Raw genomic sequence first — 26,024 nt, 5'->3', positions numbered from 1 at the left:
GTCTTGGGGGAGCGGCGTCAGACGGCGGTGCGCCGCCTGCGTCGCAGGGTGAGGTACGTGCCGGTGGCGCCCGTGGCGAGCAGCGCGGCCACCCCGAGGCTCACCGGGAGCGCGGGGAAGTCGTCGGTCGTCGCGGCCGTGTTCTCCATCGGCGGGCCCGGCGTGATGTGTGTGGTGACGGGGGCGACGCTCTTGACCGGCCCGTCGGACTTCACCGAGCCGTCCGCGTTCAACAGCAGCTGTCTGTTGTTGGGGTGCTTGAAGTCGAACATGCCGGACAGCGGGCCCGCAGTGGCGTCGAAGGAGTGGTCGCCGATCCGGCCGGTGTGCCAGTTGTCCTCGATGAACCGGATGATCGACGCCTGGTCGGTCATGGTGTGGTCGACCTTGTTGACCCTGCTGTACGGGGAGATCACGAGCAGCGGCTGCCGGGTGCCGGGACCGCAGCGGTCCTGGTAACCCCCGGCCGCCGCAGGGCCGTTCTGGCAGGCGGGGGAGTCGGCGGCCTTGCCGTTGGAGCCGACCGTGGTGTCCTTCGAACCGTTGCGCGGCGGAATGTAGGCGTGGTCGTACCAGCCGTCGGAGTCGTCGTACGCGACGACGATCGCGGTCGACCTCCACTGCGGCGAGCTCTGCACCGCGTTGATCTGGTTCACCAGGAAGTGCTGCTCGTCGATCGGATCGGAGTAGCCGGCGTGCCCGTCCTGGTACGCGCTCGCCTTGACGAAGCTGACGGCCGGGAGGTGGCCCGACTTTGCGGCGGCCGAGAAGTCGGTCAGGTCGTAATTGTGGTTGGCGCGGCCCGCGTGGCCGATCTCCGCGACGCTCCTGGGCGCGAGGTGGTGCGGGTTCGCCGTCGACTTGTAGTAGGCGAACGGGTTGTGGTGCGGGCTGTAGTCGAGTGTGGCCGCGCCGCCGACGTTGGCGTGCGCGTCCTCGCACTTGGCGTACGAGCCGTCCTCGCCGCTCCACGCGCTGCTCGGCCGGAACCCGCCCTGGAACCAACCCCAGGACGCCTTCCGGGTGTTGAGCAGGTCGCCGATGTTCCTGCCCCGCATCGTGGCGAGCGCGTTCGTGGAGGTGTGGTTCTTGTCGGAGCAGTCGTCGTAGGACGGGTCCGGGTCATTGATCATCGTGCCGACGCCGTGCGCGTCGGGCGACTGGACCGCGGTCTTGTCCGGTGTGTCGGTCTGCTTCGGATTCTCTGTGCCGGAGGCCGGGTCGGTGGAGATGACACCGTGGGTGTTCCCGGAGGCCAGGTTGATGGCGCCGGGCGTGGAGGGGCCGTAGTTCGAGCCGTAGGAGCGGTCGCTCAGGGAGTAGTGCTGGGCGTAGTTCCACAGCGCGGTGACGGTGTTGCCGTCGAAATAGTCCATGACCAGGCCCGGCTCGCCGAACAGGCCGCCGCTGCACTTGTCGACCTCGGTGTTCTGCACGAACTTGTCGGCCTTGCCGCCGTTGTACGCGTACTGCTCGGGCCCGTAGGAATGGTTCTGGTCGCAGGTCACCGCGTGGTCCGGCGTCAGCCGCTTCGGGGTGTACTGGTTGGGGTTCTTCTTCAGCAGGCCCGCGTGCGCGAGGGTGTCGATGTTCTTCGGCGTGCCCTTGGCCGGCGTGAACTTCGTGCCGTCGGTGTTCGCGGCCTTCGGGTACGTCGCGAAGTAGTGGTCGAAGGAGTTGTTCTCGTCGAAGAGCACGACCACATGCTTGATCGGGGTGGCCGTGGCCGTGGAGGCGGGTGCGGCCCAGGTGGGCGACGCGCCGCCGAAGAAGGTGAGCGCGGCGGCGCCCGTGAGCGCGCCCACGGTGCGGATCGCCGTGCGTCTGGCTGAGGTACGTGCCTTGCTGGGCATGCGGGTTCAACCTCCGGCCTCAACTGCAGTGGCCTCCAGTGAACATGGCGCGTACATGTAAATGGGTCGGCCTTGACCACATGTTGACCGCCTGTGAGCCGAACTTTTCCTCTTGGGTCCGGTCCGGGGTCAGGACAGCAGTGCGCGGCCGTACCAGTCGTCCGTGTCGCGCACGCCCGGCAGCGCGAAGAAGTAACCGCCGCCGAACGGGGAGATGTAGTCGGTCAGTGGTTCGCCCGCGAGCCGCTTCTGCACGGTCTCGAACTGCCGCCGCACGTCGTGCTGGTAGCAGCAGAACAGCAGGCCCATGTCGAGATTGCCGTTGGCGTCCGTGCCCCGGTCGTAGTTGTACGCGCGCCGCAGGATCCGCTGGCCCGCGGTGTGCGGTGTGCGGGGGTTGGCGAGCCGGATGTGCGCGTCCAGCGGGATGACGTCACCCTTGGGGTCGTCGACGAACTTCGGCGCGTCGTGCTCCGCGTCGCCGTCCAGCGGCGCACCCGACGTACGGGAACGACCGAACATCCGCTCCTGCTCGCTGAGCGAGACCCGGTCCCAGAACTCCACCAACATCCGTATGAGCCGGACCACTTGGTAGCTGCCGCCCACGGCCCACTCCGGCTCGTCACTCCCCTTGCCGACCCACACCAGACGGTCCATCGCGCGGGCGTCGGCGGTGTCCGGGTTGGCGGTGCCGTCCTTGAACCCCAGCAGATTGCGCGGCGTCCCCGAGGGGCGCGGCGGGCTGGTGAAACCGTCCATGCGCCAGCGCACCTGGAGCGCGCCACGTGTGTGCCGGGCGATGTCGCGCAGCGCGTGCAGCACCGTGTCCCGGTCGTCGGCGTGCAGTTGCAGGCTCAGGTCGCCGTGGCACCAGTCGGCCGCGAGGTCGTCGTCGGGGAAGGTGGGCATCGCGGCGAGCCTGCGCGGCCTGCGCCGGCCGAGCCCGAACCGGTCGTCGAACAGCGAAGCCCCGACGCCCACGGTCACCGCCAGCGTCCCGCCCGGCAGCCGCTCACCGAGGACCCCCGAGTCCGCGGGCGGCGCCGTGATCCCGGCGGGCTCCGGCGTCCCGCCCGCGGCGAGGAACCGGCAGCGGTAGGTCAACGTCCGCAGCGCGTCCGCGAGTTCGGCCCGGCCGTCGGCGGTGACATCGAGGGAGACGAAGGCGGTGGCCCGGCGCTGCGCCGCGACGACGGACGCCTGCCGGACGCCGTGGAACGCGGCGACGGGCGGCGTGACCGGGACGCCGCCCGGCGCATCGACCGGGGGTGCGGCCCCACCCGCGGTGAGCCCGACCCCGGCGAGCGCGGCACCCCGCAGCAGGCCGCGCCGCCCGACACCACCCGCCCCGCTCACACCGTCCTCCGCGGATCGCACAGCGTCGCCACCGACGCGAGGCGCTCGACGAGGTCGCCGAACAGGGCGTCGAGGTGCTCGCGCCGCGTGCGGCTCAGCCGCTCCAGCGGCGGCCAGTCACCGTCGTGGCGCAGCTCGTCGAGGCGCTGCCCGGCCCGCCGCACGTCCCGCTCTAGCGCCGGGAGACGGGCGTAACGCCGGGACAGGATCGGGTGCAGGCGGGAGAGGACCTCGCGGGTCCCGTCCACATTGGCGCGGGCCGTGGCGAGATTGCTGCCGCTGCCGAAGTCCGTACGCCCTGTCAGCTCGAACTGCACCGTGTTCTCCAGGATCTCGTGCGCCCGCAGGCCCAGTTGAGCCGGGTCCATCCGGGTCTGTGCCCAGTCCTCCCGCAGCGTGCTGACCGCCGTCAGCAGGGCCGCCGTCGGAGCGCGCAGTTCGTGGGCCGACTGCCCGTGCCACAGCCCGTACTCGACGCGGTGGAAGCCGGTGAAGTCCTTGTCGCCGGTGCCGCCCGGGAGCCCGGCGTCCGTGCCGTTGATCCGCCCGTCGGCGTCACCGAACGCGTCGTAGGCCGCGCCCATCCGCTCGTACTGGAGGTGGGCGGGCAGCCATGACGTGCGGGCCGCGCCGAGGTCGCCCCGGTCGACGGCGTCGCGCAGGTGCCGCGTCAGCCGGACCACCTTGTCGAGGCCGTCGCCGACCCACTTCTGGTAGGCGATCGCCCGCGGGATCAGGTCGTGCGTGGTGACCGGTGCGGCGGCCGGCCCCGAACGGCCCTTGTGGATACGGACGGTGGGGCCGGTGACGGCGTCCGCGTCCTCCGGCAGGCACGTGAAGGCGTACGCGCCCCTGCCGAGCCGCACCGTCAACTCCCGTGTCGTACCCGGCCCGATGTCCTCCACCTCGCCGTACACGACGTGGCTGCGCGGATTCTCCAGGAACACCTCGGCGGAGGCGTCGGAGGTGTTGTGCAGCGCGAAGACCTGTACGCCCGGCGCGGGCGCGTCCCAGCCCTCGCCGCAACGGCTCCCGGAGACCTCGACGAGCGTGCGCCGCAGTGCGCCGGAGGGCCCGGTGTCGTCGTGCGGACGCTGCGTGAGCGCGATGACATTCGCCACCAGCAGACAGAGCAGAACGACGAGTGCGCCCGTGATCAGCCACCGTTGTCCGCGCCGCCACCCGGGGCGGGGCATCGGCATCCGGGCCTCCCAGGAGTCGTACGGTGCGGGACGGCCGATGCTAAGCGGCGCTCTGTACGCGAACAGCAGTCCACCGAAAATCATGACCAAGAGTTGACGAGAGCTCCTCATCTCGTCCGCCCGCACGGAGGTTTGCGCACGCCATGGCGCGTGTCGCGGCGTGTGATTGACTGGCTCGCATGGCCCCGCCCCTGTCTCTGTCCCCGCACTCGCCGGCCCGGTCATGACCGCGGAGCCGATGCCCGCCACGCGTCCCCGCAACCGCAGGCAGCTGATCGTCGAGGCGGCCGGACGGCTCTTCAGCGAGCGCGGCTACCACGCGGCGTCCATGGAGGAGATCGCCTCGGGTGTGGGCATCACCGCGGCGGCCCTGTACCGGCACTTCCCGAACAAGTACGCGCTGTTCTCCGAGTGCGCGCACGCCATGGTGGACGGGCTCGTCGCCACGCTCGACGAGCTGCCGCCCGAGGCCGATGCGGCGGAGCTGCTCAGGTCCCTCGTCCGGATCACCGTGAAGCGCCGGGCGGAGGGCGGTGTGTACCGGTGGGAGGCCCGGTACCTCAACCACGAGGACCGCAGACTGCTCCGCGGCAAGTTCGCGCGCGTCGTCGGGCGGGTGACCGAGGCGGTGCGCCGCGAACACCCGGGGGAGCGCGCGGAGTTGCGGGTCGTGGCGGCGCTCGGCGCCATCGGTTCGATCACGATGCACCGCACGTCCATCGCCCAACGCCGGGCCGAGGAGCTGCTGTTGACGTGCGCGCTCCGCCTGGTCGCCGCGGACCCCGCGCCGACCGTTCCCCTCAGGGGGCGCGCCATCGCGCTCCCTGACCTCCCGGTGGCGCGCTCACGGCGGGCGGAGATCCTCGCGGCCGCCGTCCCGCTGTTCGCGCGCGACGGGTTCGCCAACGTCACGAACGGCCAGATCGCCGAGGCGGTGGGGCTGGCCCCGTCCGCGCTCTACCGCCACTACCCGGGCAAGGTCGACATCCTGGCGGCGGCCTGCCTGCAAGCCGCGGGGCTGCTCGCCCAGGCGGTGGACCAGAACCTGGAGGGGACGGCCGACCCGCACGAGGCGGTGGCGGCGCTGGCGGCCACGTACGTGGCCTACAGCTTCGAGCACACCGCGCTGACGAGCGTCGCCGAGGCCGAGTTCGTCGGCCTTCCGGCCGAGCTGCAGCGGCCCTTGACGCTGGCGCAGCGCGAGCACATCGCCGTATGGGAACAGCAGTTGAGGGCGGCGCGCCCCGAACTCGACCCGCGTCAGGCCCGCGTCCTGGTGCACGCCGGGTTCGGCGTCGTGGTCGAGGCCGGGCGGCGCATGCGGTGGCGGGACAGTGCTGAGCACCGGGCCACGGTGGCGGGACTGGTGGTTCGGGCGCTGGGACTCTGAGCGGAGAGCCCCAACGCCCGTGCGAGGGGTGTCAGTCCTGCCGGTTGTGCGTTGGGATCACGATGGGTGTGGTCTTCCCCGACTCGCCCTTGTTCAGGAACGCCATGGCGAGCGCGCGGACGAACTGGTCGAACATGTAGAACGCGCTGGGCGCGACGGGGTTCAGCCCTTCACGGAAGAGGATGAAGGCCGGCCACACGGTGCGGATCAGGGTCGCCGACGCGTAGTCGCGCTTGAGCCCCAGCCAGTCGCCGATCTCGTTGCTGAGGACGTAGCGCACGAACTCGTTGAGGAATCCGCGCGTGACACCGAGGTCGATCTGCGCGGTCAACCCGAGCAGGTCCTCGGCCAGTTCGATGCCCTCGGTGGTGGGGGAGAGGATCGGTGTGAGCACCTGCGCCGACTGCTTGTCCGCCTCGTCCCACGACTTGGGGATGTACTCGGTCCGCACGCCGAGCAGGTGCAGGGCGACCTGCCAGCTGTGCAGGAAGGCCTCCTGGTCCTCGGCCGGGAACGGGACCTTCCACTCGAGCAGCTTCCTGCGCACGAACGTGCCGAGGCTGTGGAAGGTGACCAGGATGTCGGCGTTGCTGATCGGGATCTTCTGGTCCGCGACCGCCGACCAGTGCGGCGACTGCGGCAGCATGTGCCGCACCGCGGCGTGCACCAGACGCGTCTTGTTGGCGGTGACGATGAACTGGCCCTCGGGATCGAAGCCCTTCAGCTCGGCCAGGTCGTAGCCGAACGTGAACGTCTTGGCCGCGCGGTCCTGCATGTCGGCGCCGCCCGCGGACCAGTAGACGCTCTTCGCCTCGCGCGGGATCACCGTGCTCATGATCCCGCTGCCGAGCCCGTAGAGCAGGAACAGGTAGGTGTCCTTGCGCCGGTTGAAGTCGGCGGCGCGGGCCAGCTTCTTCGGATCCGCCCAGGAGGGGAGCTTGTTGACCCCCTGAAGGTATGTGGTGAGTTCGGCCGGAAGACCGCTGGGCAGCGGGTCGTCGTTGTTCACCCACGACGCCATCGCCTTGTTCACGGCGGGGACCTGACCGCTGGTGATGATCTTGGCCATCAGCGGGTCGATCTCGTCGTCCCACACGTACTCGGGGTCGGTACCCGCTCCGGAGCCCGCGACCGAGCCGGTCGGCGACCAGGCCCAGGCGTTGGTGGCGGTACCCGTCGCGCCCACGAGTCCCAGCGCGGCACCGAGCGACAGGATGTTTCTGCGGCTCAGATTTGTCATTGACTTACTCGCTTCCCTGGTTGGCCAGGCGGTTCAACAAGCCCGGATGTGCTGGGGGTTGAGGTCTCCGCCACGCTTTAAATCTTGTTCCAGGATGTGATTTCTGATTAACATAGCGAGGCGCGCAGTCATCGACAAGAGCGAGGAGAGCCCACATGGTCACGGATCAGGCGGACGAACGGTGGAAGGCCCTCCGCGCGGTGGACGGACTGGTGGACCCGGCGGAACTCGACGCCCTGTGGGCCGACTTGGAGACGGTGGAGGCGACCTCGCTCATCGGCTCCTGGCGCGGCTTCGCCTTCCTGACCGGCCACCCCATCGAGAAGGTGCTGGCCGCCAGCCGTTGGCACGGCAAGCGGTTCGACGCGCTCGACGACGCGAAGCCGCTGATCTGCCGCGCCGAGGACGGCAGCCTCTACTCCGACACCACGTCGGGGCGTGGCGAGGCCAGTCTGTGGAACGTCGAGTTCCGTGGCGAGGTGACCGCCACGATGGTGTACGACGGGATGCCCGTGTTCGACCACTTCAAGCGGGTCGACGACACCACGCTCATGGGCGTGATGAACGGCAAGCCCGGCGTCGTGCTCGCGGACGGCAGGCACTTCTACTTCGGCCTGGAACGCGAAACCCCGGACCGTGCATGAAGGCCTCGGTACTGCTGTCCCGTGGGGCCGCGCCCACCGCACTCGTCGAGGCCGAGCTCGACGACCCGCGTCCGCACGAGGTGCTCGTCCGGATCGAGGCGGTGGGGGTGTGCCACACCGACCTCGCCACGCGCAAGGGGCTCGGCGACCGCCCGGCGGTGCTCGGTCACGAGGGCTGCGGCATCGTCGAGCGCCTCGGGGCGGAGGTCGCGGGCCTTGAGGCGGGGGACCGGGTCGTACTGTCGTTCGCGCACTGCGGCCGCTGCGCGCAGTGCCGGTCGGGACATCCGGCCTACTGCGCGCTCGCGACCACCCTCAACAACTCGGGGCGACGCCCGGACGGCACAGCCACGATCCGCGTGGACGGCGTCCCGGTCTTCGGCTCCTTCTTCGGCCAGTCGTCCTTCGCCACGGCCGCGCTCGTCGACGCCCGCTCCTGCGTGCCGGTCGGCGACACACCACCGTGGGTCGCCGCCCCGCTGGGCTGCGGATTCCTGGCCGGGGCGGGCGCGGTCCTCAACGTCCTGCGGCCGGGGCCCGGCGATCGGCTCCTGGTGGTCGGGGCGGGCGCGGTCGGCGGCGCGGCGGTGCTGACCGCGCTGTCCGAGGGCGTGGAGGTCGTCGTGGCGGAGCCGGTGGCCGCGCGCCGCGAACTGGCCACCCGCTTCGGGGCGTCGGCGGTCGCCTCCCTGGACGACCCGCTGCCCTCGGTGACGCACGCCCTCGACACCACCGGCCGCCCGGAGCTGCTGACCCGCGCCCTCGCGCTGCTCCGGCCACGCGGCACGCTCGCCGTGGTCGGCCTCGGCCCCGCCAGGGCCGAGATCGACGTGCGGGACGTGATGCTGCGGGGGCTCCAACTCCGGGGCTGCGTCGAGGGGGACGCGGAACCGGCGCAGCTCGTGCCGGAGTTGATCGGGCGCTACGAGAAGGGGCGGCTGCCGCTGGACGAGCTGGTGACGACGTACGGGCTTGGGGAGTTCGATAGGGCGGTGGCTGAGCAGAGGGAGGGGCGGGCGCTGAAAGCCGTCCTGCTGCCGGGGAGTTGAGGGGATGACGGGGGCGGCTCAGGACGAGCGATGGTCCACCGGGACGTGCCCCCGGGCGCGCCCGTCGTCGTCCAGCAGGCGGCCCATCCGCTTGGCGGTCAGCAGGGTGACATCACGGCGCAGGATTCGGGCACCGGGCAGCCTGGAGCCGAGACGGACCTCGAAGCCGGCGGCGTCGCTCAGCGAGCGCGCCCACGTCGACACCAGCAGATTGGCCTCGCCGGTCACCGCCATGCACAGCCGGACACCGGGTAGCGCGGCCACCAGGTGCCCCGCCGCGTCGAGTTCGGCGGAGGGCACGGCGAGCCGGTACGTGCCGATGACCGGTCGGCCCGCGGCCAGGTGGGACACGTCGCAGCGGATCCTGACCTGGCCCGAGGCCAGCATCCGGGCCAGCCGGCGGCGGACCGTCGCCTCGCTGGTACCGGTGTCCCGGGCGAGCTCGCTGTAGGGGCGGCGGGCGTCGCGGGACAGGGCACGGAGCAGCGCACGGTCGGCGTCGCCGTGCTGCGCGGCCGCGGCCCCGGCCGCCACGGCGGACGCCAGGCGGGAGCGCTGCCCGCGGTCGAGCGCGTGCACCTTCCAGTCCGCGCCCTCCCGGTAACTGTGCAGCACCACGGAGAGTTGGACGTCGCGCACGCCCGGCAGCCCGGCGAGCGGGCCGTCGGCGAAGCGCGTCAGAGCCGCCGTTCCGGAGCAGGACAGCGTGAGGAAGAGGGCGCCGTCGGTGCCGGTGCTGCCGCCCCCGGTGGTGCGTTCGACACTGGCCACGCGCGGGTCCGCGCACGCCGCCTCCGTGGCAGCGGCCAGACTGCCGGGGGCCACGGCCACATCGGCGAAGGCCATGCAGAGGCGCTGCCCCCGCCCGTGCCGCTCCCACGCCTCGTACGCGGTGCTCCAGGCGAGCCCGGAGGCGCGCAACCGGTCCCAACGGCGGGCGGCGGTGGTGGCGTCGATGCCGAGAACCGCGCCGATCCGCGACCAGGGGGCACGCGGGCTGGTCTGCAGGGCGTCGACGAGCGCCATGTCCGTCTCGTCGAGGTCGTACACGTCGGCGGTGGCGGAGTCGTACACGTCGACCGTGGCGGAGTCGCACATGTCGGAATCCGGGGAGACGGAATCCTGCGCCTGTAGGGCGATGGATTCCGGCATCGGTGCGGGGGCGGATGGCATGGCGACCATTGTGGGGCCACTCGTACTCACCCGTGCGGCGGCCCCGGCCCAGCGGCGGACGCCCGCCGTGCGGAGGTGCGCGCCTGCCCGGACGTGGACCCGTTCGCAGGTTCAGGCGTGCGCGCCCACTCCCCGTCGCGACACACCGTGGAGCCGCCGTGAGCGCCACCAGTACATCGACCGACACACCCGCCGGGCACCCCGGACCGGACAAGGGCCGGGTCCGGCTCGACCGGGCCGCGAAGACGACCGTCGGCCTGCTGTTCCTTGCCTGGATCGTCGACTACATCGACCGGCTCGTGATCAACCTCGCGCTGCCGCACATCGGCACCGAGTTCGGCATCGACCGCACTCAACAGGGCATGGTCCTCTCCGCGTTCTTCCTCGCCTACGCCGCGTGCCAGATCCCCGGCGGGCTGCTCGCCGACCGGTTCGGATCCAAGCGGATCCTGCTGTGGGCGATGCTCGTCTGGTCGGTGTTCACGGCGCTGACCGGGACCGCCTGGTCGTTCGCCGCGCTCGTCGCGATCCGCGTGCTGTTCGGCGCCGGGCAGGGCATCTTCCCCGCCGCCGCGATGAAGACCGTCGCCGAACGCACCGGACCCCGCGAGCGGATGACGGCGAGCGGCTGGATCTCCTCGTCCAACTCCTTCGGCGCGGTCGTCGCGCCGCTGATCGCGGGACCCGTCATCGCCCTGTGGGGCTGGCGCATGTCGTTCTACGCCGTCGCGGGACTCGGCGTCGTGACCTTCGTCCTCGTACAACTCCTGCTGCCCCCGGCGCGGCCGACCGAGCGGACGGAGGCCGCGGAGGGCGGCGGCGGAACGCGTGCGCTGCTCGCCACCCCGGCGATGTGGCTGTACGTGGGGATGCTGTTCGGCTACGGCATGCTCGTCTGGGGCCTCAACTCCTGGGTGCCCTCGTATCTGCAGACCGAGCGCGGGCTCTCGTTGGGGAATTCGGGCCTGCTCACCGCGCTGCCCGCGCTCGTCGGCGGCCTGGCCATGATTCTCAGCGGCTGGTGCGCGGACAGGCTGAAGGGCCGTCCCGCGGTCCTGGTCGCGCCGTCCATGGCCGTCGCCGGCGTGGCGGTGCTGGCGATGACGCAGGTCAAAAGCCTGGTGGCGTTCGAGACGCTGCTGTGTCTCGCCATGGCCACCTGCACGTTCTGCTTCACGCCGATCTTCGCTGTGCCGCTGCGGACGCTGTCGACAAGACTGAGCGGCGCGGCTTCCGGAATGATCAACTTCGGCGGCCAGTCCGCGGGCATCCTGGTGCCGATGCTGATGGGATATCTGGCGGACACCTACTCGTTCACCGTCGCCTTCGCCGTCCTTGCCCTCGGCGCGGCGCTCACCGCCGGCCTCGCACTGATCGCCCCGCAGACCTCCGATGCCCTGCGCTCCCGGCTCGGCCCGGCCGTCCGGGACTGACCACTCCTCCCCAACTCAGCGAAGGAGCTTTGCCGCATGACCACCTCCACGTCTCCCGCCTGCCCGGTCGACCCCGCTCGGCTCACGCTGCCCGCCGGCACCCCCGCCGACGAGGGGCTGCCGCAGCTGCTGCCGGCCCTCGGCGAGCTCTACCGGGACCTGCACGCCCACCCCGAGCTGTCGATGCACGAGACCCGCACCGCCGCGATCATCGCGACCGTGCTGCGCGCGCAGGGCTGGGAGGTCACGGAGCACGTCGGCACCACCGGTGTCGTCGGCACGCTCACCAACGGCGAGGGCCCCACGGTCCTGCTCCGCGCCGACACCGACGGGCTGCCGCTGGCCGAGGACACGGGCCTGCCGTACGCCTCGACCGACACCGCGACGGGGCCCGACGGCCACGAGGTACCGGTGATGCACGGCTGCGGCCACGACCACCACGTCACCGCGCTGCTCGGCGCGACCGCCCTGTACGCGGCGGACCGCACCACCTGGAGCGGCACGCTGCTCGCCGTCTTCCAGCCCGGCGAGGAGATCGCGGCGGGCGCACAGGCCATGGTCGACGACGGCTTCGCGGACCGCTTCCCGCGCCCGGACGTCTGCCTCGGCCAGCACGTCAGCCCGCTGCCCACAGGGACGGTGGCGCTGCGCCCCGGTACGACCATGTCGGCCGCGGACAGCTTCCGCGTCCGCCTGTTCGGCTCCGGGGGACACGGCTCCCAGCCCGAGCTGACGGTCGACCCGATCGTGCTCGGCGCGCACGTGGTGACCCGGCTGCAGACGGTGGTGTCCCGGGAGATCGCCGCCCAGGACGCGGCCGTGGTGACGGTCGGCTCGTTCCGGGCAGGTCACAAGGAGAACATCATCCCGGACAGCGCCGAACTCAAGATCAACGTCCGGACCTTCGATCCCGAGGTACGCGAGCGGGTCCTCGCCGCGATCGAGCGGATCGTCCGCGGCGAGGCCGAGACCGCGGGAGCCCCGCGCGAGCCGGAGTTCGAACCGCTCAACGCCTTCCCGCTCACCGTCAACGACGACGAGGCCACCGAGCGCGCCCGCGCCGCCCTGCTGACCGTGTACGGCGAGGAGGGAACGCAGCACATGGCGCGCCCGCTCTCCGGCAGCGAGGACTTCGGCGTCTTCGGCACGACCCTCGACTGCCCCTCGGTGTTCTGGATGTGGGGCAGCCTCGACCCCAAGCTCTACGAGGGCGAGGACCCGACGCGGGCGCGTCCCGGCATTCCCGGCAACCACTCGCCGCGCTTCGGCCCGCAGGCCGAGCCGGTCATCGAGTACGGGGTGCGCGGGCTGCGCGCGGTGGCCGCCGAGTTCAACGGCCCGCAGGGCTGAGCGCGCGCCGGCCGGCCCGGTGTGTCAGGGCTCGATCTTCTCCAGATCCTCGAGCAGACCAGGGTGGGTCGGCTGCCAGCCGAGAGCGGCGCGGGTGAGCGCGCTGCTCGACGGCTGGTCGGTCGCGAAGATCGGCCCGAGCGGACCGAAGCTCTCCTCCGGCACGGACTCGGACGGGAGGCCGAGCCGCCGCCCGATGACCGCGGTGATGTCCCGTACGGCATCGCCCTCGTCGGCGACGGCGTGCCATGCCGTGCCGGCGGGAGCCTTCTCCAGGACGAGCCGGAACAGGACGGCGGCGTCGAGCGCGTGCACGGCGGGCCAGCGCTGCGTGCCGTCCCCGGGGTAGCCGGCGACGCCGGTCCGGCGGGCGATCTGGGTGAGCAGTCCGGCGAATCCGCCGTCGCCCTCGTTGTGCACGGTGCGCGGCAGCCGGATCGCCGAGCTGCGCACCCCGCGCGAGGCGAGGTCGAGAGCGCGCTGCACCGATACGCTGCGCCCGCCGACGGCCCCGTCGGTGGACAGCGGATCCTTTTCGGTCGAGGCCCGCCCCACGGCGTGCGGTGTGCCCGACACGGTGACCAGCGGCCGGTCCGTACCGACGAGGGCATCACCGAGCGCGCCGAGCGCGGCGCCCTCCTCGGCCACCGCACGAGCGAGCGCCTCCGGCGAGCTGAAGTCGTTGCTGAAGGCGAGGTGGACGACGCCGTCCGCCTGCTGCGCGCCGGTGCGCAGCACATCGAGATCGGTGAGACCGCCGCGGACCACCTCCGCGCCGGCCTCCGTGGCCTTCTTCGCCGAGGCGTCGGAGCGGGCGAGGGCGGTGACCGCATGACCTGCGGCGAGCAGTTCCGCGACGACGGCCGAGCCGATCAGGCCCGTACCGCCGGTGATGAAGACGCGCATGGCGGACTCCCAGGTGCGAGGGGTTTGGTGATGCGACATGTGTCGCATCACCAATCACGGTACACCCGGCGATGCGACATGTGTCGCATCACTTAGGATGGTCGTATGCCGAGATGGAAGCCGGATGCCCGGCAGCGCCTGTCCGTGGCGGCGCTCACCCTGTTCGCCGAGCAGGGCTACGACGACACGACGGTCGCCCAGATCGCCGAGCGCGCCGGCCTCACCCGCAGCACGTTCCACCGGCACTTCGCCGACAAGCGGGAGATCCTCACGGCGGGCCAGAAGACCCTCAGTCGCCTGCTGGTCGAGGGCGTCTCCGGAGCCTCCGACGACGCGACGCCGATCGCGGCCGTCGCGGCGGGCCTTGAACGCGCATGCGGCGAGATGACCTCGTTCAACCGCGAGCTGAGCCCGCTGCTGCACGCGGCGATCGAGGCGAACGAGGAACTCCAGGAGCGCAACGCGCTGAAGAGCATCGGCATGGCCGCCGCCATGGTCGGGGCGTTGCGCCGCCGCGACGTCCCCGAACCCACGGCGCAGGTCGCCGCGGAACTCGGCGTACTCGCCTTCAAGCTCGGCTTCACCGAATGGGCCGACCCCTCCCGCGACGAGGTCCCCGGCGACCTGGCACCCCTCGTGCTGGCCGCGCTCGACGAACTGCGCGCGGCGGCGACGGGGCTTCGCTAGCGGCTCCCCAGTTCCGCACGCGGCTCCGCAGTTTCGTCGGTCCGGGCTAGTAAAGTTCCTGGCGGCAAGCCCAGTTGAACCGGACGATGCTGCTGAGAGGGAGCCCGTGAGGATCGAACTTCCGCCGGAGCCGGTGCATTTCGTGAACCGTCACGACGAGCGGGAGCGGGCACTGCGCGCGGTGGAGGACTGGCGGGGCCGGTCCCGGCCGCTGGTGATGTCGTTGAGCGGCCCTGCCGGGCTCGGCAAGTCGGAGCTCGCGTACGTCATCGCCCGCACGGTGCGCGACCGGTACCCCGACGGCGTCCTCACGGTGGACCTCGACGACTTCCGGCTCGACGGCGTGCTCGACCCCGGCGACGTACTCACGCAGCTGTTGCGGTCCCTGAACGTCGAAACCGCTCTGGTGGCACGCCAGTTCAAGGCGCGGTGCAAGCAGTACTGGAGCATGACGGCGGACCGGAAGCTGGTACTGATCGTCGACAACGTCCGCTACGCGTCCGAACTCGTCCCGCTGCTCCCGGCCTCCGGCGCGAGCCTCGTGATCGTCGCCAGCCACGGGCCCCTGTACGACCTGGAGGACGGCGCGGCGGTCGGCATGCCACTGCAACCGCTGACGGAACAGGCGGCGGGCGAACTCCTCGACCTGATCGTCCGCGACGACCGGCTCGCCACCGACCCGGCGGCCGTGCGCGCGCTCATCGGCCTCTGCGACGGCCTGCCGACCGCCCTGCACGTCGCCGGCCGCTGGATCCGCTCCCGCCGACTGCGGCCCCTGCCCCGCCTGATCGACGAACTCCGGGGAGAGTGGGGCGAGAAGGGCGTACCCGGGGTCGAGCGGGTCTGGGACACGGCGTACGACGCCCTGTCCGACGACGCGGCTTGCCTGTACCGGCTGCTGCCCCACCACCCCGGCGCCACCTTCACACCGGACTCGGCCACCGCCCTCCTCGGCCTGGGCGCCGAGGCCTGCGAAGAGGCACTCGAAGAACTGGACCGTGCCGGAGTCCTCGACCTGCGCGCCCGCGACGGACGCATGAGGCTCCCCGGCCCCCTGCACGCGCACGCCCTGCGCAGATCGCGCCGCGACGCGGCGGCGGGCGAGGCACAGGACGCCAGGATCCGGGTGCTGCGCTGGTACGTACGCCAGGCTCAGCTGGCCGACCTGATCGCGGCCGGACCCCGACTGGTCGTGACGGACCGCGTCGCGCCCGTGCCCGACGCCCCCGACGTACCGCTCCCGGACGCCGCTACGGCCGCCACCAAGTGGCTCTTCGCCGAACGGCACACCTTGTTCGCCTGCGTACGCCTCGCCCACGCCCTCGGAATGGACGCCGAGGCGGTGGCCCTGTCGGAGCCCCTGTGGACGTACGCCCTGGACCACCCGGGGCAGCCCGAGGCCGTCGACGCGCTGAAGCTGGCGCGCGACGCGGCGGTCCGTGACGGCGGGAGCGCCGCGTGGCTGGTGCGCACGCGTTGCCAACTCGCCCGGCAGCTGTGGGAGATGTCGGAGTACGCGGCGGCAGCGGACGAACTCGACGCGGCGGCATCGGCCGCCCGCCTGCTCGGCGCAGCAGTGCCGGAGCGCAAACTCGCCGCCTCCGTCGTCGAGTTCCAGGGCATGCTGAAGAGCGCGCAAGGCAATTGGGCGGAAGCGGCAAGGGACTTCGAGGCGTCCCGCGACGCACACCGTGCGATCCCCAACCCGTACGGCGTCATGCTCCAGACCTACCGCATGGGCGAGGCCCTGGCGTGCCTCGGTGCCACGGAGACCGCACACCGCCTGCTCGCCGAGGCGCACGACGCCGCTCGCGAGCTGGGGCGTGAACGCATGACACGCCGTACGGGCTTCGCGCTGGCCGGCGTGCTCGCCCAACTCGGCCGAAGGGTCGAGGCGCAGCGCCTGTACGAGGAGTCCCTGGCGAGCGCGCAAGAGCGGGAATCCGGGTTCGACGAGGCCCGTGTGCGCGATGCCCTCGCGGACCTGGCGAGCGCGGACGGTCGGCCCGCGGAGGCGGAGGGCCACCGGCGGTCCGCGCGCGAGATCCGTCGCCGAAACGGCCTGGGCTAGACCGGCTGTTGGGTCTCGCCGGGCGTGGCGGGCCGCAGGTGGACGGGGAACGAGCGCTCGCCGATCACGCAGGTCAGCGTGGTCCCGGGAGGGGTCCGGGCTGCGGTGGTGTTCCTGGCCAGCCACGCGTGTGCGGCCGATACGGCGGCGGCCGGATCCACGCGGGCGACGAGACCGGCCTCGTCGTGGACGAAGGGCTCGGCTTCGAGGACGTACGGCCGCTCGTGCCCGCGTACCCGCAGCAGGCAGTTCCCTGTGGGCAGGACGGCGGCGGCCGTCCGGCATCCCGGCCACTCGGACAAGGTCCGCTGTGCCCAGCCGTCGAAGGTTCGGGCGAGGCCCGCCGCGTCGGCGGGGCCGGCCTGTGCTCGCCGATACAAGAGGCCCGCGGAGCGGACGAGTTGCCCGCTCGCCGCTCCCAGCTCCACGGCGAGGTGATGTCCCGGTGTCCCCGTCCCGGCCGGGTGTCGGGTGATGACGACGCCGTCCTCGGTGAACTCGGCGTGCACATCGAAGGCGGAAGGCGTCCGGCTCGGCGGGCCGGGGAGTGGCAGAGGCGTGACGGCGGGGAGCGTCCGCGGGGCGAGGTCGAGCAGGGCGTAGAGCTCGTCGCGCAGCCGCAGCAGGGCGTCGTGACGGTGGGCGAACGCGGCTCGGGCGGCCTCGGCGGCGCGACCCGGACGGTACGCACGCAGGGCTGCCGGCAGGTCATGTGCAAGGCCCAACTCCGGTACTCCGCCCAGGAGTACGTCCATGGGACTGCCTGGAAGGAGTTCGTCGCCGCCCCGGCAGGCTGCGACGACGGGCCTGTCCTCGGCGGCGGCGTAGTACAGGGCCGCCGAACCGTGGTCGGTGACCAGGGCGTCCGCCGCGACCAGGACCGACGCCCACTCGTCGCGCGGGTGCGGCAGCAGCATCCCGGCCGCGAGGGCGGGTTCGAGCCGCTGCCCGAGTTCGAACGCGCCGAGTCGGCTCCACTCGTTGGGGTGCACGATGAGTGCCAACTGGTACTCGTCATAGGGGAGTTGAGTGGCCAGCCGCGCCGCAAGACCCGGGTGGCGCTGGATGAGTGACTCGGGTCCCCACGTGGAAGCGAGCGCGATGAGTGTGCGCGGCCCCGTGCCGAGCGCGGCCCGGTAGCGGTCGCGGTGGGTGCGCGAGGCGAGGACGCGCTCCAGCGTGGGGTCGCCGATGACCTTCGCGCTCCGCGCCGCCTGCGGGGCCACCTTCGTGAGGCGGGTGAGCTGGTCGGGGTGGGCCAGGGCGTGCAGGGCGACCGGCGCGGAGCCTTCCGGGCGGCTCAGGTGCACCGGGTCGAGGCCGGACGCGGAGTCGGCCGAACCCTCGTACGGAATCGTCTTGTTGAACCCGGCTCCGTGCGGCAGCAGAACGTGCGGCCCCCGCAGCCGCCCCAGGTCACCCTTGGGACTCGCGGCGATGACCAGGTCGTACGACCGTGCACAGGCCTCGCTCCACGGCACGGTGCGCGCGCCCATCCGCTCGATGGCGGCCAGCGCGTCTGCGCCGAAGTCCGAGCCCGGGACGAGGGTGAAGCAGCGGGTGACGCGGTCGTCGCCCGCGAGGGCGGGAAGCACGTCAAGGAGGCGGTAGAGCGCTACGGCCGACCGCGCGGCGAGAAGAACGGTCCGCTGCCGGCCACCTCGGTCACCGCTGTCGCCTGTCGCCCGTCGCCCGTCGCCCGTCGCCCGTCGCCCGTCGCCCGTAAATTGTCAATTCTAGTGGGGGCGCGGCGTCTGCGATGTCGTTTTCGCAGATGGGGCCTGGTTCTTGTGCGTCGTCCGGCGACATGATCCGATCCTACCTTCGAGCGTTCGGGGCGAACCGGGCGCGGGAGCCGGGGAGGGTGTGTCGGGGGATGAGTGACTGGGGAGTCGCGTTGATCGCCGCGGGGTCGGCGATCGCGGGCAGCGTCGTGACGGGCTGGTACGGCCGCTCGGCCGGCATCCGCCAGGCCGAAGCGGCACGGCACTCCGGCGACCGGCAGGCCGACGCGCTGCTCAGCTCGGTCCGGATGACGCTCGGCGCCGACGAGCAGCGCGCGGCCCGTGAGGCGCGGCGCACGACGTACGCGGAGTTCCTGGCGGCAGCCGAGAGCGGCATCGTCGCCGCACGCACGGGCCTCGGCACCGCCGACGACGAACCGCGCCTGTACCGGGCGTCGAGCGCGGTGGCCCTGGAGGGGCCTCCGGCGGTCGCCGAGGCGGCGGTGGCGGTCGTCGACGCGCTGCGCCGCCATGACACACAGGACGATCTGCGGCGCGCGAAGGACGCGTTCATCGCGGCCGCGCGGGAGGACTTGAACGGCTGAGGGGGAGTCGTGCCCCGGCCGGTCGTGGCGGCCGGCTCGCGCGGACGAGCGCGTGGTGGAGCACGGGCCGGACACGAGGAGAGGCGGTCAGCGGTCCGCGATGGCCGCGAGTACGAGCTGCGTGAACTCCTTCGTGGTCGCCGTTCCGCCCAGGTCGGCCGTGCGCGCGTCCGTCGTCGCGAGGACGGACGCGAACGCCTCGAAGACCTCGGTCGCGGCCTCGGGGTGGCCGAGGTGGTCGAGCATCATCGAGGCGCACCAGATCGCGCCGAGCGGGTTGGCGGTGCCACGGCCCGCGATGTCGGGGGCCGAGCCGTGGACGGGCTCGAACATCGAGGGGTACTCGCGCTCGGGGTTGAGGTTGGCCGCGGGCGCGATGCCGATGCTGCCCGCTACGGCGGCCGCGAGGTCGGAGAGGATGTCGCCGAAGAGGTTGGAGCCGACGATCACGTCGTAGCGGGACGGGTCGAGCACGATCTTCGCGACGAGCGCGTCGATGTGTTCCTGCCGCCACTCGACGTCCGGGAACCGTTGACCGGCCTCGCGCACCAGCTCGTCCCAGAACGGCATGGTGTGCACGATGCCGTTCGACTTGGTCGCCGAGACCAGGTGACCAGCGCGTCGCTGCGCGGCGGTGAACGCGTAGTCGAGGATGCGCTCGACACCGGGGCGGGTGAACACCGCTTCCTGGACGGCCATCTCGTTGGGGAACCCGCGGTTGAGGCGCCCGCCGATCTCCGAGTACTCGCCCTCGACGTTCTCGCGCACGACGACGAAGTCCACGTCCGCGCCCGCCTTCGCCACCGGGCTCGGGACGCCGTCGAGCACCTTGATCGGGCGCAGATTCACGTACTGGCGGAACTGGCGGCGGATGGGGATGAGCAGTCCCCAGAGGGAGACATGGTCCGGCACCCCCGGCCAGCCGACCGCGCCGAGCAGGACCGCGTCGTGGTGGCGGATCCGGTCCAGGCCGTCCTCCGGCATCATGGCGCCCTCGGCGAGGTACCGCTCGCAGGACCAGTCGAACGAGTCGTAGGAGAAGGCGAGTCCGTGGCGCTTGCCGACGGCGTCGAGGACGGCGCAGGCGGGCGGCAGCACCTCGGTGCCGATGCCGTCACCAGGGATGAGAGCGATGCGGTGGCGAGTGGTCGTCATGGTGACCATGGAATGCCGTGGCGTCCGGGGCTGTCCAAGACGCGTTTGCAGCTCGTTCGATAACGCTCGCCTATCGGTTCGCCGGATCCCCCTCGCGCCTGTCGGTGCGCGACCTCTCGATCACGTCGATGAAGGCCGCGGCCGCCGGGCTCAGCCGGTGTCTGCGCCACACGAGGCCGACGTCGAGCGTGTCCTCGATGGCGAGCCTGCGCACACGCAGCCCGACCGTGTCGGCCAGCGGGCGCCACGAGTCGGCGACCACGGCCACCCCCACACCCGCCATGACCAGTGGGAGCAGCCCCTCACGATGCTCGATCTCGACCGCGATACGGGAGTCGGTCGCGGCGACGATGGCATCGGCGACGCGGCGCATGCCCGTCCCCGGCTGGCCTGCGATGAGCCGCAACGCGGGCAACTCGTCGACGGAGAGCGGGTGTTCGCCTTTGGGCAGGTCGGCGTCGTCGCGTGCCACGAGCACGAACGACTGCGTCTCGATGGGAACCCGGTCCAGATCTGCGTACGCCTCGTGCGCACCGGCCGCGGCGAGCACACCCACCTCCGCGACACCTCTGCCGAGCGCGTCGCGGACATCGTCCGGCCGGGCGGCGGCCACCACCGCCACCTGCACCTGCGGATACGCTTCGGAGTACGCGGCGATGAGGCCGGTCAGCGGGCTGACGACCTGGGACGGCATGGACGCGATCCGCAGCTGCCCGCCCCGCAGCCCGTCCACGGCCATGACCGACTCCCGGGCCACGTCGAGCGAGCGCACCACTTCCCGGGCGGGGCCGACCAGGGCCGCACCCGAGGGACTCAGGACCAGGCCCCGCCCCTGCCGCAGAAACAGGCTGGTCCCGAGCGCGGCCTCCAGGCGGCGGATGGTCTGGGTCACCGACGGCTGCGCCACGAAGAGGTGCTTGGCGGCCCGGTGCACGCTGCCGTGGTCCACGACGGCCAGGAAATGGCGCAACTGCCGTACGTCCATGCGTTCTCACGTTCTCCTGCGACTGGTCGTTCGATAGGCCTTCGATAGGCCGACGTTATCGGTCGGGCTGCAAATGGGTCTTGGACGTGAGGGGTGACCGTCGTCACGATGTACGGCAGTTCGCAACGGCGCGAGAACGAGAGCGGAGCCTGCCCGTGTCCCACGATGCCCTGTTGTTCCTGAGCACGGCGGTCGCCATCGGCGGCATCGTCGTCGCGATCACGTGGCTGAAGCTCCCGCCGGTGCTCGCGCTGCTCTTCGGCACCCTCTTCCTGGGGCTGACCACCTCCGTCGGGGCGAAGGGCACACCGGACGCGGTCGCGGACGGCTTCGCCGATGTCATGGGGGAGATCGGCATCCTGGTGGCGCTGGGCGTCATGCTCGGCGCGCTCCTCACGGCGGCCGACACGATGCAACGGCTCGTCGAGACGACCCTCAAGGCATTCGGCAGGCGCAGCATTCCCTACGTCTTCGCCGCGACGCTGAGCGCGCTGTTCACGGCGATCTACTCCGATGTGCTGCTCGTACTCTCGGCACCCCTCGCACGACGCCTCGCGCCGAAGCTCGGTGAGCGGGGCCGCGCCCTGATGGGTGGCGCGCTCACCGCGGGTATCGAGGTGGGCCTGGTGTTCGTGGCGCCGGGCGTCGCGGCGGTGGCCATCGCGGGCATCCTGGACGTCCCGCTGGGGCAGATGTTCCTGCTCGGCCTCGTCGTCGCGCTGCCGACGGCCCTGCTGACCGTGCTCGTCTTCTCGATCGTCCTGCGTTGGATGAAGTGGGACCCCGCGAGCGACGAGATCGAGGACGGCGGGGGCGGGGCCGGTGAAGCGGGCGAGGAGTCCGATGCGCCCGCCTCCGTTCCCGCCGCACGGACCGCCGATCCCGCGCCGTCCGCTGCCCCAACACCCGCTGGGAAATCGGCCGTTCGGACCACCGTCACCGTCACCGACGCCCCGGCCGAGGCATCACTGGCGCAGGCACGAAAGCCCCGCCCGCTGCCCCTCGCCCTGGCCGTCACCCCGGTCCTGCTCGTCCTCGTCCTCATCGCGGGCGGCGCCCTCGCCGACGGACTCTCCCTGGACGCGGCGCCGGTCGGGTTCCTCACCGACCCGGTGGTCGCGCTCCTCCTCGGCACCACCGTGGCGTATGTGTTGGCGCGTCGCGTCCGGTCCAGGGAGGAGATCGGTGACGTCATCGGGAAGTCGCTGGCGCAGTGCGGTTCCATCCTGGTGCTCAGTGGGATCAGCGGTTCACTCGGAGCCATCATCGAGCGCTCGGGCATGGGCAAGACGCTCGGTGACCTCTTCTCGTCCGGCATCCTCCCGCCGCTGCTGCTGGTCTGGATGATGGCCGCGGTACTGCACATCGCGCTCGGCTCCATCTCGGTGGCGGGTATCACCGCCGCGGGCATCCTCGCCCCCATCGCGGGTCACCTGGACACCCCGCTCGTCCTGGTGGCGCTGGCGGCCGGCTCGGGTGCCCTCTTCGTCCCCCACGTGTCCAGCAACTTCTTCTGGATGTTCCAGTCACTGCTCGGCTTCTCCACGCGGGGCACCATCAAGACCCACACGGTCCCGATGACACTGGCCTCGCTGATCTCGTTGCCGATCATCCTGGCGGTGTCGCTGTTCGTGTGACTGGCAGTGAGGGTGCGGCGGATGGAGTTGCGGTCGCGGGGGCTCTGCCCCGGGCCCCGCGCCTCAATCGCCGGCGGGGCTTGAAGGGATCCGGAGGTCGTCGAATGTCACGATGCCCCGTTTCCCGTTCCCACCGTTCGCCGCACTCATGAACGCCCCCACGTCCTGCCCGCCGTCCGCCACCCTCGACGGGGTCGCCGTGCCGACCGTGGTCCATGTGGTGCCGTCCGTGCTGAACTCGCCCTTGTAGGAGGCCCCTTGGCGGGTGAGGCGGAGGTGCACCGGGGCCGTCGTCGCCGAGTCGCCCGCCGTCGTGACGGAGTCGAGGCGGCCGTTGCCGTCGGCGTCCCAGGAGAGGGCGCAGCCGTTGGACGGGGTGAGCGCGAGGTTGACGTAGCCCGGGCTCGCCTTCGCGGTGAGGTCGTTGCGTACGATCAGGCCCGCGCGTGCCCAGCCGCCCGTGCGGTCCTGGGCGGTGACACGGACCGATGCGGAGGAGCCGTCCGTCAGGGCACCCGGTCGGTAGATCGCGCCGAACTCGTCCGTGCCGCCCCACAGATCGGCGCCGCCGCCCTCGATGGCGAAGGTGTCACCGGACCGGCCGAACACCGCGTCGTTGAACGACACCGTCCGGTACGGCTCCTCGACCCCGGTGCCGGCCAGGAGCCGGATCGCATCGACCGCCGCGCCGCGCGCGGTGCCCATCCGGTATGTGGCGTCGGTGCGCACCTGGAGCACGAGCCCGTCCGTCGCGCCGGTCAGTGACACCGTGAAGTGTGCCGTGAAGGACTCGCCGGGGGCCACCGAGGCGGCGGCTGCGGGGCCTTCGGCGCGGGCGGTCAGCCCGTCGGGCAGGTCGAGCGAGAGGGCGACGTCCCGCGCCGCCGCGAGGCCGTTGCGGTTGGTGAACGTGACCGAGATGGTGACCGGCTCGTCCGTGGAGACGGCGGTGTGTGCGGCGGAGGCGGTCAGTGCGGCCTGGTGCGCGGCGCCCGCGAGGGTGTCGTGGATCCGGCGCGCGAGCCGCTCGATCGACCCCGAGGGGCGCCGCGGATACGTCTCGTGCCCGTGCGCCCACGTGTCGTCCATGGCGAACCAGTCGATCTCGGCGGGCTTCCGTCCCTCGGTCAGCGCGGCCGACAGCTCGGCGAAGTACCGGCGCCAGCGAGGGAGGTAGAGGCCGGAGATCAGGCCCGACCACTCCCGGTTGGCGTAGTCGCGCAGGCCTTCCTCGCTGCCGGCCCGGTCGCCCCAGGTCGTCAGGATCGACCGGGCGTCGTACTCCAGCCTGTCCTTTTCCGAGCGATCGGCTCCCCAGGCGCGGGCCTCGGCGAGCCACCGTCCCAGCAGATGCTGCTCAGAGGTGGCCAGCGCGTCGTCGAGGAGCTTCATCCAGTCGAGCCACGTCCGCGTCAGCTTCCCGAACAGTGCCGCGTCGCGCACCTCGTACGCCGCCCTGATCTGCGGCAGCAGCACCCGGCTGCGGTTGGCGAGCACCTGGCGGGCGACGTCGAGCAGGTCGTACCGGTAGGCGGAGCTGTCCCGCAACTCCTGCCCCACGTTGAGGAGTTCGGTCAGTGCCCGATCGAAGGCCGCGGTGTCGTAGCGCTCCGACTTGGGGCTCCATGCGGCGGCCGACTGGACGTCCAGTGCCGGGCGGGCCCCGAACAGGCCGTCGGGTGCCTCGCTCCAGGAGTCGGTGCGGCGCATCCCGTACGCCGTCTCGCGCAGCACCCGCCAGGCCGCGGCCGCGTGGCGGTCGGCGCCGCCGTAGCGGGACGCCGCCCACCGCTCGAACCAGTCGTCCAGATCGACGCTGCCCGCCGTCCACGCGAGGTCGCCGAGGAGCGCGAGCGCCGCCGGGTTGTTGTCGGCCCCCTCCGGCATCGCGGCGATCCCGGAGAGCCTGCTGCCGTCCTTGTCCCGCCAGCGCGGGTAACTCGACACCCAGTCGGGCGTGTTGGCGCCGAGTGCGGTGTGACCTCCGAAGTTCCAGATGCTGCCGTACGTGTACGGGGTGTCGCCCCAGTCGCTCTCCCTGTCGGTCACCGTGGCATACCGGTCGGAGAGGCCGTCGACGATGAGCATCCGGTCGCGGTCGACGGCGTCGAGGATCTCGCGGCGCGGATTGGTCTGCCAGCCGAGGATCGCCCACACGGCCTCGGGGTGGGCCGTGCGCAGGGCCGTCTCCACGGCGCGCGCGGCCTCGCCGACCGGCACGTCGCCGGGCCGGCCGCCCTCGTGCAGCAGGTCCATCTTGTACATGGAGGTGCCGCCGAGCCGTGTGTCGAGCCGGGCGTAGAACTCGGCGCCGACCTCCGCGAATGCCTTGGTGCGCGGGTCGAGCCAGTCGGGGCGCTTGAAGCCGCTCCAGGCGCCCTGTGGGACGACCTTCGCCCCGTCGACGCGCTCGGCGAAGCCGTCGGGTACGGTGCCGAACCAGCCCGGGAGTACCGGCGTCATGCCCAACTCCCGTACCCGGTCCGCGATTTTGCGCCCGAGGTCGGCGCGCCGCTCCAGCAGGCGGCGGCTGACCGGGCCGCCGAACCCGGACATGTTCTGCAGCAGCCACCACGGTTGGTGCGCCGGCCCCGGGGTCCACGCCAGCAGCTCGGCCTCGGTGTATCCGAACCGCCGGAACGTGTCGAAGTAGGCGGCCTCCATGCCGGTCGTCACCAGGACCTCGTTGAAGCCGTGCAGCGCGAGGACGTCCAGCTCACGCTGCCACGCGTCCCAGTCGCGGTAGGGGCCGGTGTAGCCGTCGTTGGTGTCGTTCAGGGCGAACCGGTGGGAGACGTTCGCCGAGGCGGTCAACTCATCGGTTGGTGCGGGAAGTTGTTTCGGGAGGTTCAGTTGCTCGCCGTTCCACGTGACGGAGGCGTGTGCGACATTGCGTAGATAGCGGTGCAGGCCGGTGAGGAGAACGGCCGGGGACGATCCCTCGACGACGATGCGCCCGCGCGTGCCGGAGACCCGGAAGCGGTCGGCCGCGCGCCCGCCGCTCGACGGGCGGAAGGTGACCTGGTCGTGGTGGCGGGGCAACAGCCGGCGCAGCGCCGCGTCGGCGGGGCCGGTGTCGAAGCCGCCGTCATCGGTGGCCGCGAAGGCGGTCGCGCCCGGCGTGGGCAGGGAGGCCGTGACACCCAGCACGAGAGCCGCGCTCGACAACAGGCGTCTGCGGCTCGGGCGGGGGCGGTTCGGGTACTGCGGCGTAGGTCCGGTCACGAGGTCAACTCCCGAATGACGGCCGCTCTGGCCTGCTCGATGTCGGTGACGTCCTTGGTGCGGCCGTCGAGGTTCCTGGTGGCGAGGTCGAGGGCGGACTTCAGCGCGTCGCCCACGACATCGGGGTCGCGGTCGCCGGGCACCTCGGTGGGGGAGCTCACCTGGTCGATGGTGGCGGACCAGTCCAGCTCCGACTTGGAGCGCTGCACGGGCACATATTTCACGAACCGCACCACCGCCGAAAGCTTCAGCTCCTTGGTGTCCCTGCCCCCGATCGCCTTCATCGGATACCTCGGTACCCGTGCCTCCGCCGAATTCGCGAAGCCGGGTTCGGGCCGT

20 protein-coding genes are annotated in these 26,024 nt (G+C 71.9%); 9 read left to right on the top strand and 11 right to left on the bottom strand.

Annotation, left to right across the window (positions count from 1 at the left end; genetic code table 11):
* Nucleotides 1-17: 17 nt before the first annotated feature.
* The 3 genes from ACIRHA_RS17080 to ACIRHA_RS17070 all read right to left on the bottom strand — a co-directional run bounded on the left by ACIRHA_RS17080 (nt 18) and on the right by ACIRHA_RS17070 (nt 4,405).
* The gene (locus ACIRHA_RS17080) at nt 18-1,853 is read right to left on the bottom strand and encodes a phospholipase C (RefSeq protein ID WP_403845853.1); all 1,836 of its coding nucleotides are present in this window, start codon (nt 1,851-1,853) and stop codon (nt 18-20) included.
* A gap of 129 nt (nt 1,854-1,982) precedes the next feature.
* Nucleotides 1,983-3,209: an iron uptake transporter deferrochelatase/peroxidase subunit gene (gene efeB, locus ACIRHA_RS17075; protein ID WP_403845851.1), complete on the bottom strand. Its 1,227-nt coding sequence runs from the start codon at nt 3,207-3,209 to the stop codon at nt 1,983-1,985.
* The gene (locus ACIRHA_RS17070; protein WP_403846507.1) at nt 3,206-4,405 is read right to left on the bottom strand and encodes an EfeM/EfeO family lipoprotein; all 1,200 of its coding nucleotides are present in this window, start codon (nt 4,403-4,405) and stop codon (nt 3,206-3,208) included. The genes efeB and ACIRHA_RS17070 overlap by 4 nt, the downstream gene beginning before the upstream one ends.
* Before the next feature lie 229 nt (nt 4,406-4,634).
* Between ACIRHA_RS17070 and ACIRHA_RS17065 the strand changes: the two genes are divergently transcribed.
* On the top strand, nt 4,635-5,801 hold the full coding sequence (locus ACIRHA_RS17065) for a TetR/AcrR family transcriptional regulator (RefSeq protein WP_403845848.1): 1,167 nt from the start codon (nt 4,635-4,637) through the stop codon (nt 5,799-5,801).
* Nucleotides 5,802-5,832: 31 nt separating this feature from the next.
* Here the strand turns inward: ACIRHA_RS17065 and ACIRHA_RS17060 are convergent, their stop codons facing one another.
* Entirely contained in the window at nt 5,833-7,041 is a 1,209-nt protein-coding gene (locus tag ACIRHA_RS17060) for an oxygenase MpaB family protein (protein ID WP_403845845.1), read from the bottom strand.
* A 155-nt stretch (nt 7,042-7,196) separates the two neighbouring features.
* Between ACIRHA_RS17060 and ACIRHA_RS17055 the strand changes: the two genes are divergently transcribed.
* Complete coding sequence (locus tag ACIRHA_RS17055) at nt 7,197-7,685, top strand: DUF4334 domain-containing protein (protein ID WP_403845842.1); 489 nt, start codon at nt 7,197-7,199, stop codon at nt 7,683-7,685.
* Nucleotides 7,682-8,734 (top strand): alcohol dehydrogenase catalytic domain-containing protein, encoded by a 1,053-nt coding sequence (locus tag ACIRHA_RS17050; protein WP_403845839.1) that lies wholly within the window; start codon nt 7,682-7,684, stop codon nt 8,732-8,734. The genes ACIRHA_RS17055 and ACIRHA_RS17050 overlap by 4 nt, the downstream gene beginning before the upstream one ends.
* Before the next feature lie 18 nt (nt 8,735-8,752).
* Here ACIRHA_RS17050 and ACIRHA_RS17045 read toward each other — a convergent pair whose 3' ends face one another.
* Nucleotides 8,753-9,907 (bottom strand): Lrp/AsnC family transcriptional regulator, encoded by a 1,155-nt coding sequence (locus ACIRHA_RS17045; RefSeq protein WP_403845837.1) that lies wholly within the window; start codon nt 9,905-9,907, stop codon nt 8,753-8,755.
* Nucleotides 9,908-10,065: 158 nt separating this feature from the next.
* Between ACIRHA_RS17045 and ACIRHA_RS17040 the strand changes: the two genes are divergently transcribed.
* Together ACIRHA_RS17040 and ACIRHA_RS17035 are read left to right on the top strand one after the other, a co-directional pair.
* Nucleotides 10,066-11,340, top strand: coding sequence for an MFS transporter (locus tag ACIRHA_RS17040; RefSeq protein ID WP_403845835.1), 1,275 nt, complete (start codon nt 10,066-10,068; stop codon nt 11,338-11,340).
* A 36-nt stretch (nt 11,341-11,376) separates the two neighbouring features.
* Complete coding sequence (locus tag ACIRHA_RS17035) at nt 11,377-12,690, top strand: amidohydrolase (RefSeq protein ID WP_403845832.1); 1,314 nt, start codon at nt 11,377-11,379, stop codon at nt 12,688-12,690.
* Nucleotides 12,691-12,714: 24 nt separating this feature from the next.
* Here the strand turns inward: ACIRHA_RS17035 and ACIRHA_RS17030 are convergent, their stop codons facing one another.
* Nucleotides 12,715-13,596, bottom strand: coding sequence for an SDR family oxidoreductase (locus tag ACIRHA_RS17030; protein ID WP_403845829.1), 882 nt, complete (start codon nt 13,594-13,596; stop codon nt 12,715-12,717).
* Between the two features lie 105 nt (nt 13,597-13,701).
* Here ACIRHA_RS17030 and ACIRHA_RS17025 point away from each other — a divergent pair, with 105 nt between their 5' ends.
* Nucleotides 13,702-14,283: a TetR/AcrR family transcriptional regulator gene (locus tag ACIRHA_RS17025; RefSeq protein WP_403845826.1), complete on the top strand. Its 582-nt coding sequence runs from the start codon at nt 13,702-13,704 to the stop codon at nt 14,281-14,283.
* 106 nt (nt 14,284-14,389) lie between these two features.
* Nucleotides 14,390-16,354 (top strand): hypothetical protein, encoded by a 1,965-nt coding sequence (locus tag ACIRHA_RS17020; protein ID WP_403845823.1) that lies wholly within the window; start codon nt 14,390-14,392, stop codon nt 16,352-16,354.
* Here ACIRHA_RS17020 and ACIRHA_RS17015 read toward each other — a convergent pair.
* Nucleotides 16,351-17,850 carry a translation initiation factor 2 gene (locus ACIRHA_RS17015; protein WP_403846504.1) on the bottom strand — a complete coding sequence of 500 codons (1,500 nt, stop codon included), beginning with the start codon at nt 17,848-17,850 and terminating at the stop codon, nt 16,351-16,353. The two genes, ACIRHA_RS17020 and ACIRHA_RS17015, sit on opposite strands and share 4 nt — an antisense overlap.
* Nucleotides 17,851-18,230: 380 nt before the next feature.
* Here ACIRHA_RS17015 and ACIRHA_RS17010 point away from each other — a divergent pair, with 380 nt between their 5' ends.
* Nucleotides 18,231-18,683 (top strand): hypothetical protein, encoded by a 453-nt coding sequence (locus ACIRHA_RS17010; RefSeq protein WP_403845821.1) that lies wholly within the window; start codon nt 18,231-18,233, stop codon nt 18,681-18,683.
* An 87-nt stretch (nt 18,684-18,770) separates the two neighbouring features.
* On the opposite strand, the gene ACIRHA_RS17005 is transcribed toward ACIRHA_RS17010, so the two are convergent.
* Together ACIRHA_RS17005 and ACIRHA_RS17000 are read right to left on the bottom strand one after the other, a co-directional pair.
* Nucleotides 18,771-19,838, bottom strand: coding sequence for a tartrate dehydrogenase (locus ACIRHA_RS17005; protein WP_403845819.1), 1,068 nt, complete (start codon nt 19,836-19,838; stop codon nt 18,771-18,773).
* A gap of 70 nt (nt 19,839-19,908) precedes the next feature.
* On the bottom strand, nt 19,909-20,823 hold the full coding sequence (locus tag ACIRHA_RS17000; protein ID WP_403845817.1) for a LysR family transcriptional regulator: 915 nt from the start codon (nt 20,821-20,823) through the stop codon (nt 19,909-19,911).
* 155 nt (nt 20,824-20,978) lie between these two features.
* On the opposite strand from ACIRHA_RS17000, the gene ACIRHA_RS16995 reads away from it, so the two are divergent.
* Nucleotides 20,979-22,460: a GntP family permease gene (locus ACIRHA_RS16995; protein ID WP_403845815.1), complete on the top strand. Its 1,482-nt coding sequence runs from the start codon at nt 20,979-20,981 to the stop codon at nt 22,458-22,460.
* A gap of 63 nt (nt 22,461-22,523) precedes the next feature.
* Here the strand turns inward: ACIRHA_RS16995 and ACIRHA_RS16990 are convergent, their stop codons facing one another.
* On the bottom strand, nt 22,524-25,685 hold the full coding sequence (locus tag ACIRHA_RS16990; protein WP_403845813.1) for an alpha-N-acetylglucosaminidase TIM-barrel domain-containing protein: 3,162 nt from the start codon (nt 25,683-25,685) through the stop codon (nt 22,524-22,526).
* The gene (locus tag ACIRHA_RS16985; protein WP_403845810.1) at nt 25,682-25,969 is read right to left on the bottom strand and encodes a hypothetical protein; all 288 of its coding nucleotides are present in this window, start codon (nt 25,967-25,969) and stop codon (nt 25,682-25,684) included. Before ACIRHA_RS16985 ends, ACIRHA_RS16990 begins: the two co-directional genes overlap by 4 nt.
* Between the last annotated feature and the right edge of the window lie 55 nt (nt 25,970-26,024).

The organism is Streptomyces sp. NPDC102360 (assembly GCF_044766085.1).
Lineage (GTDB): Bacteria > Actinomycetota > Actinomycetes > Streptomycetales > Streptomycetaceae > Streptomyces.
The sequence above is the reverse complement of the archived record's forward strand: the minus strand, read 5'-3'. Positions and strand labels throughout refer to the sequence as shown.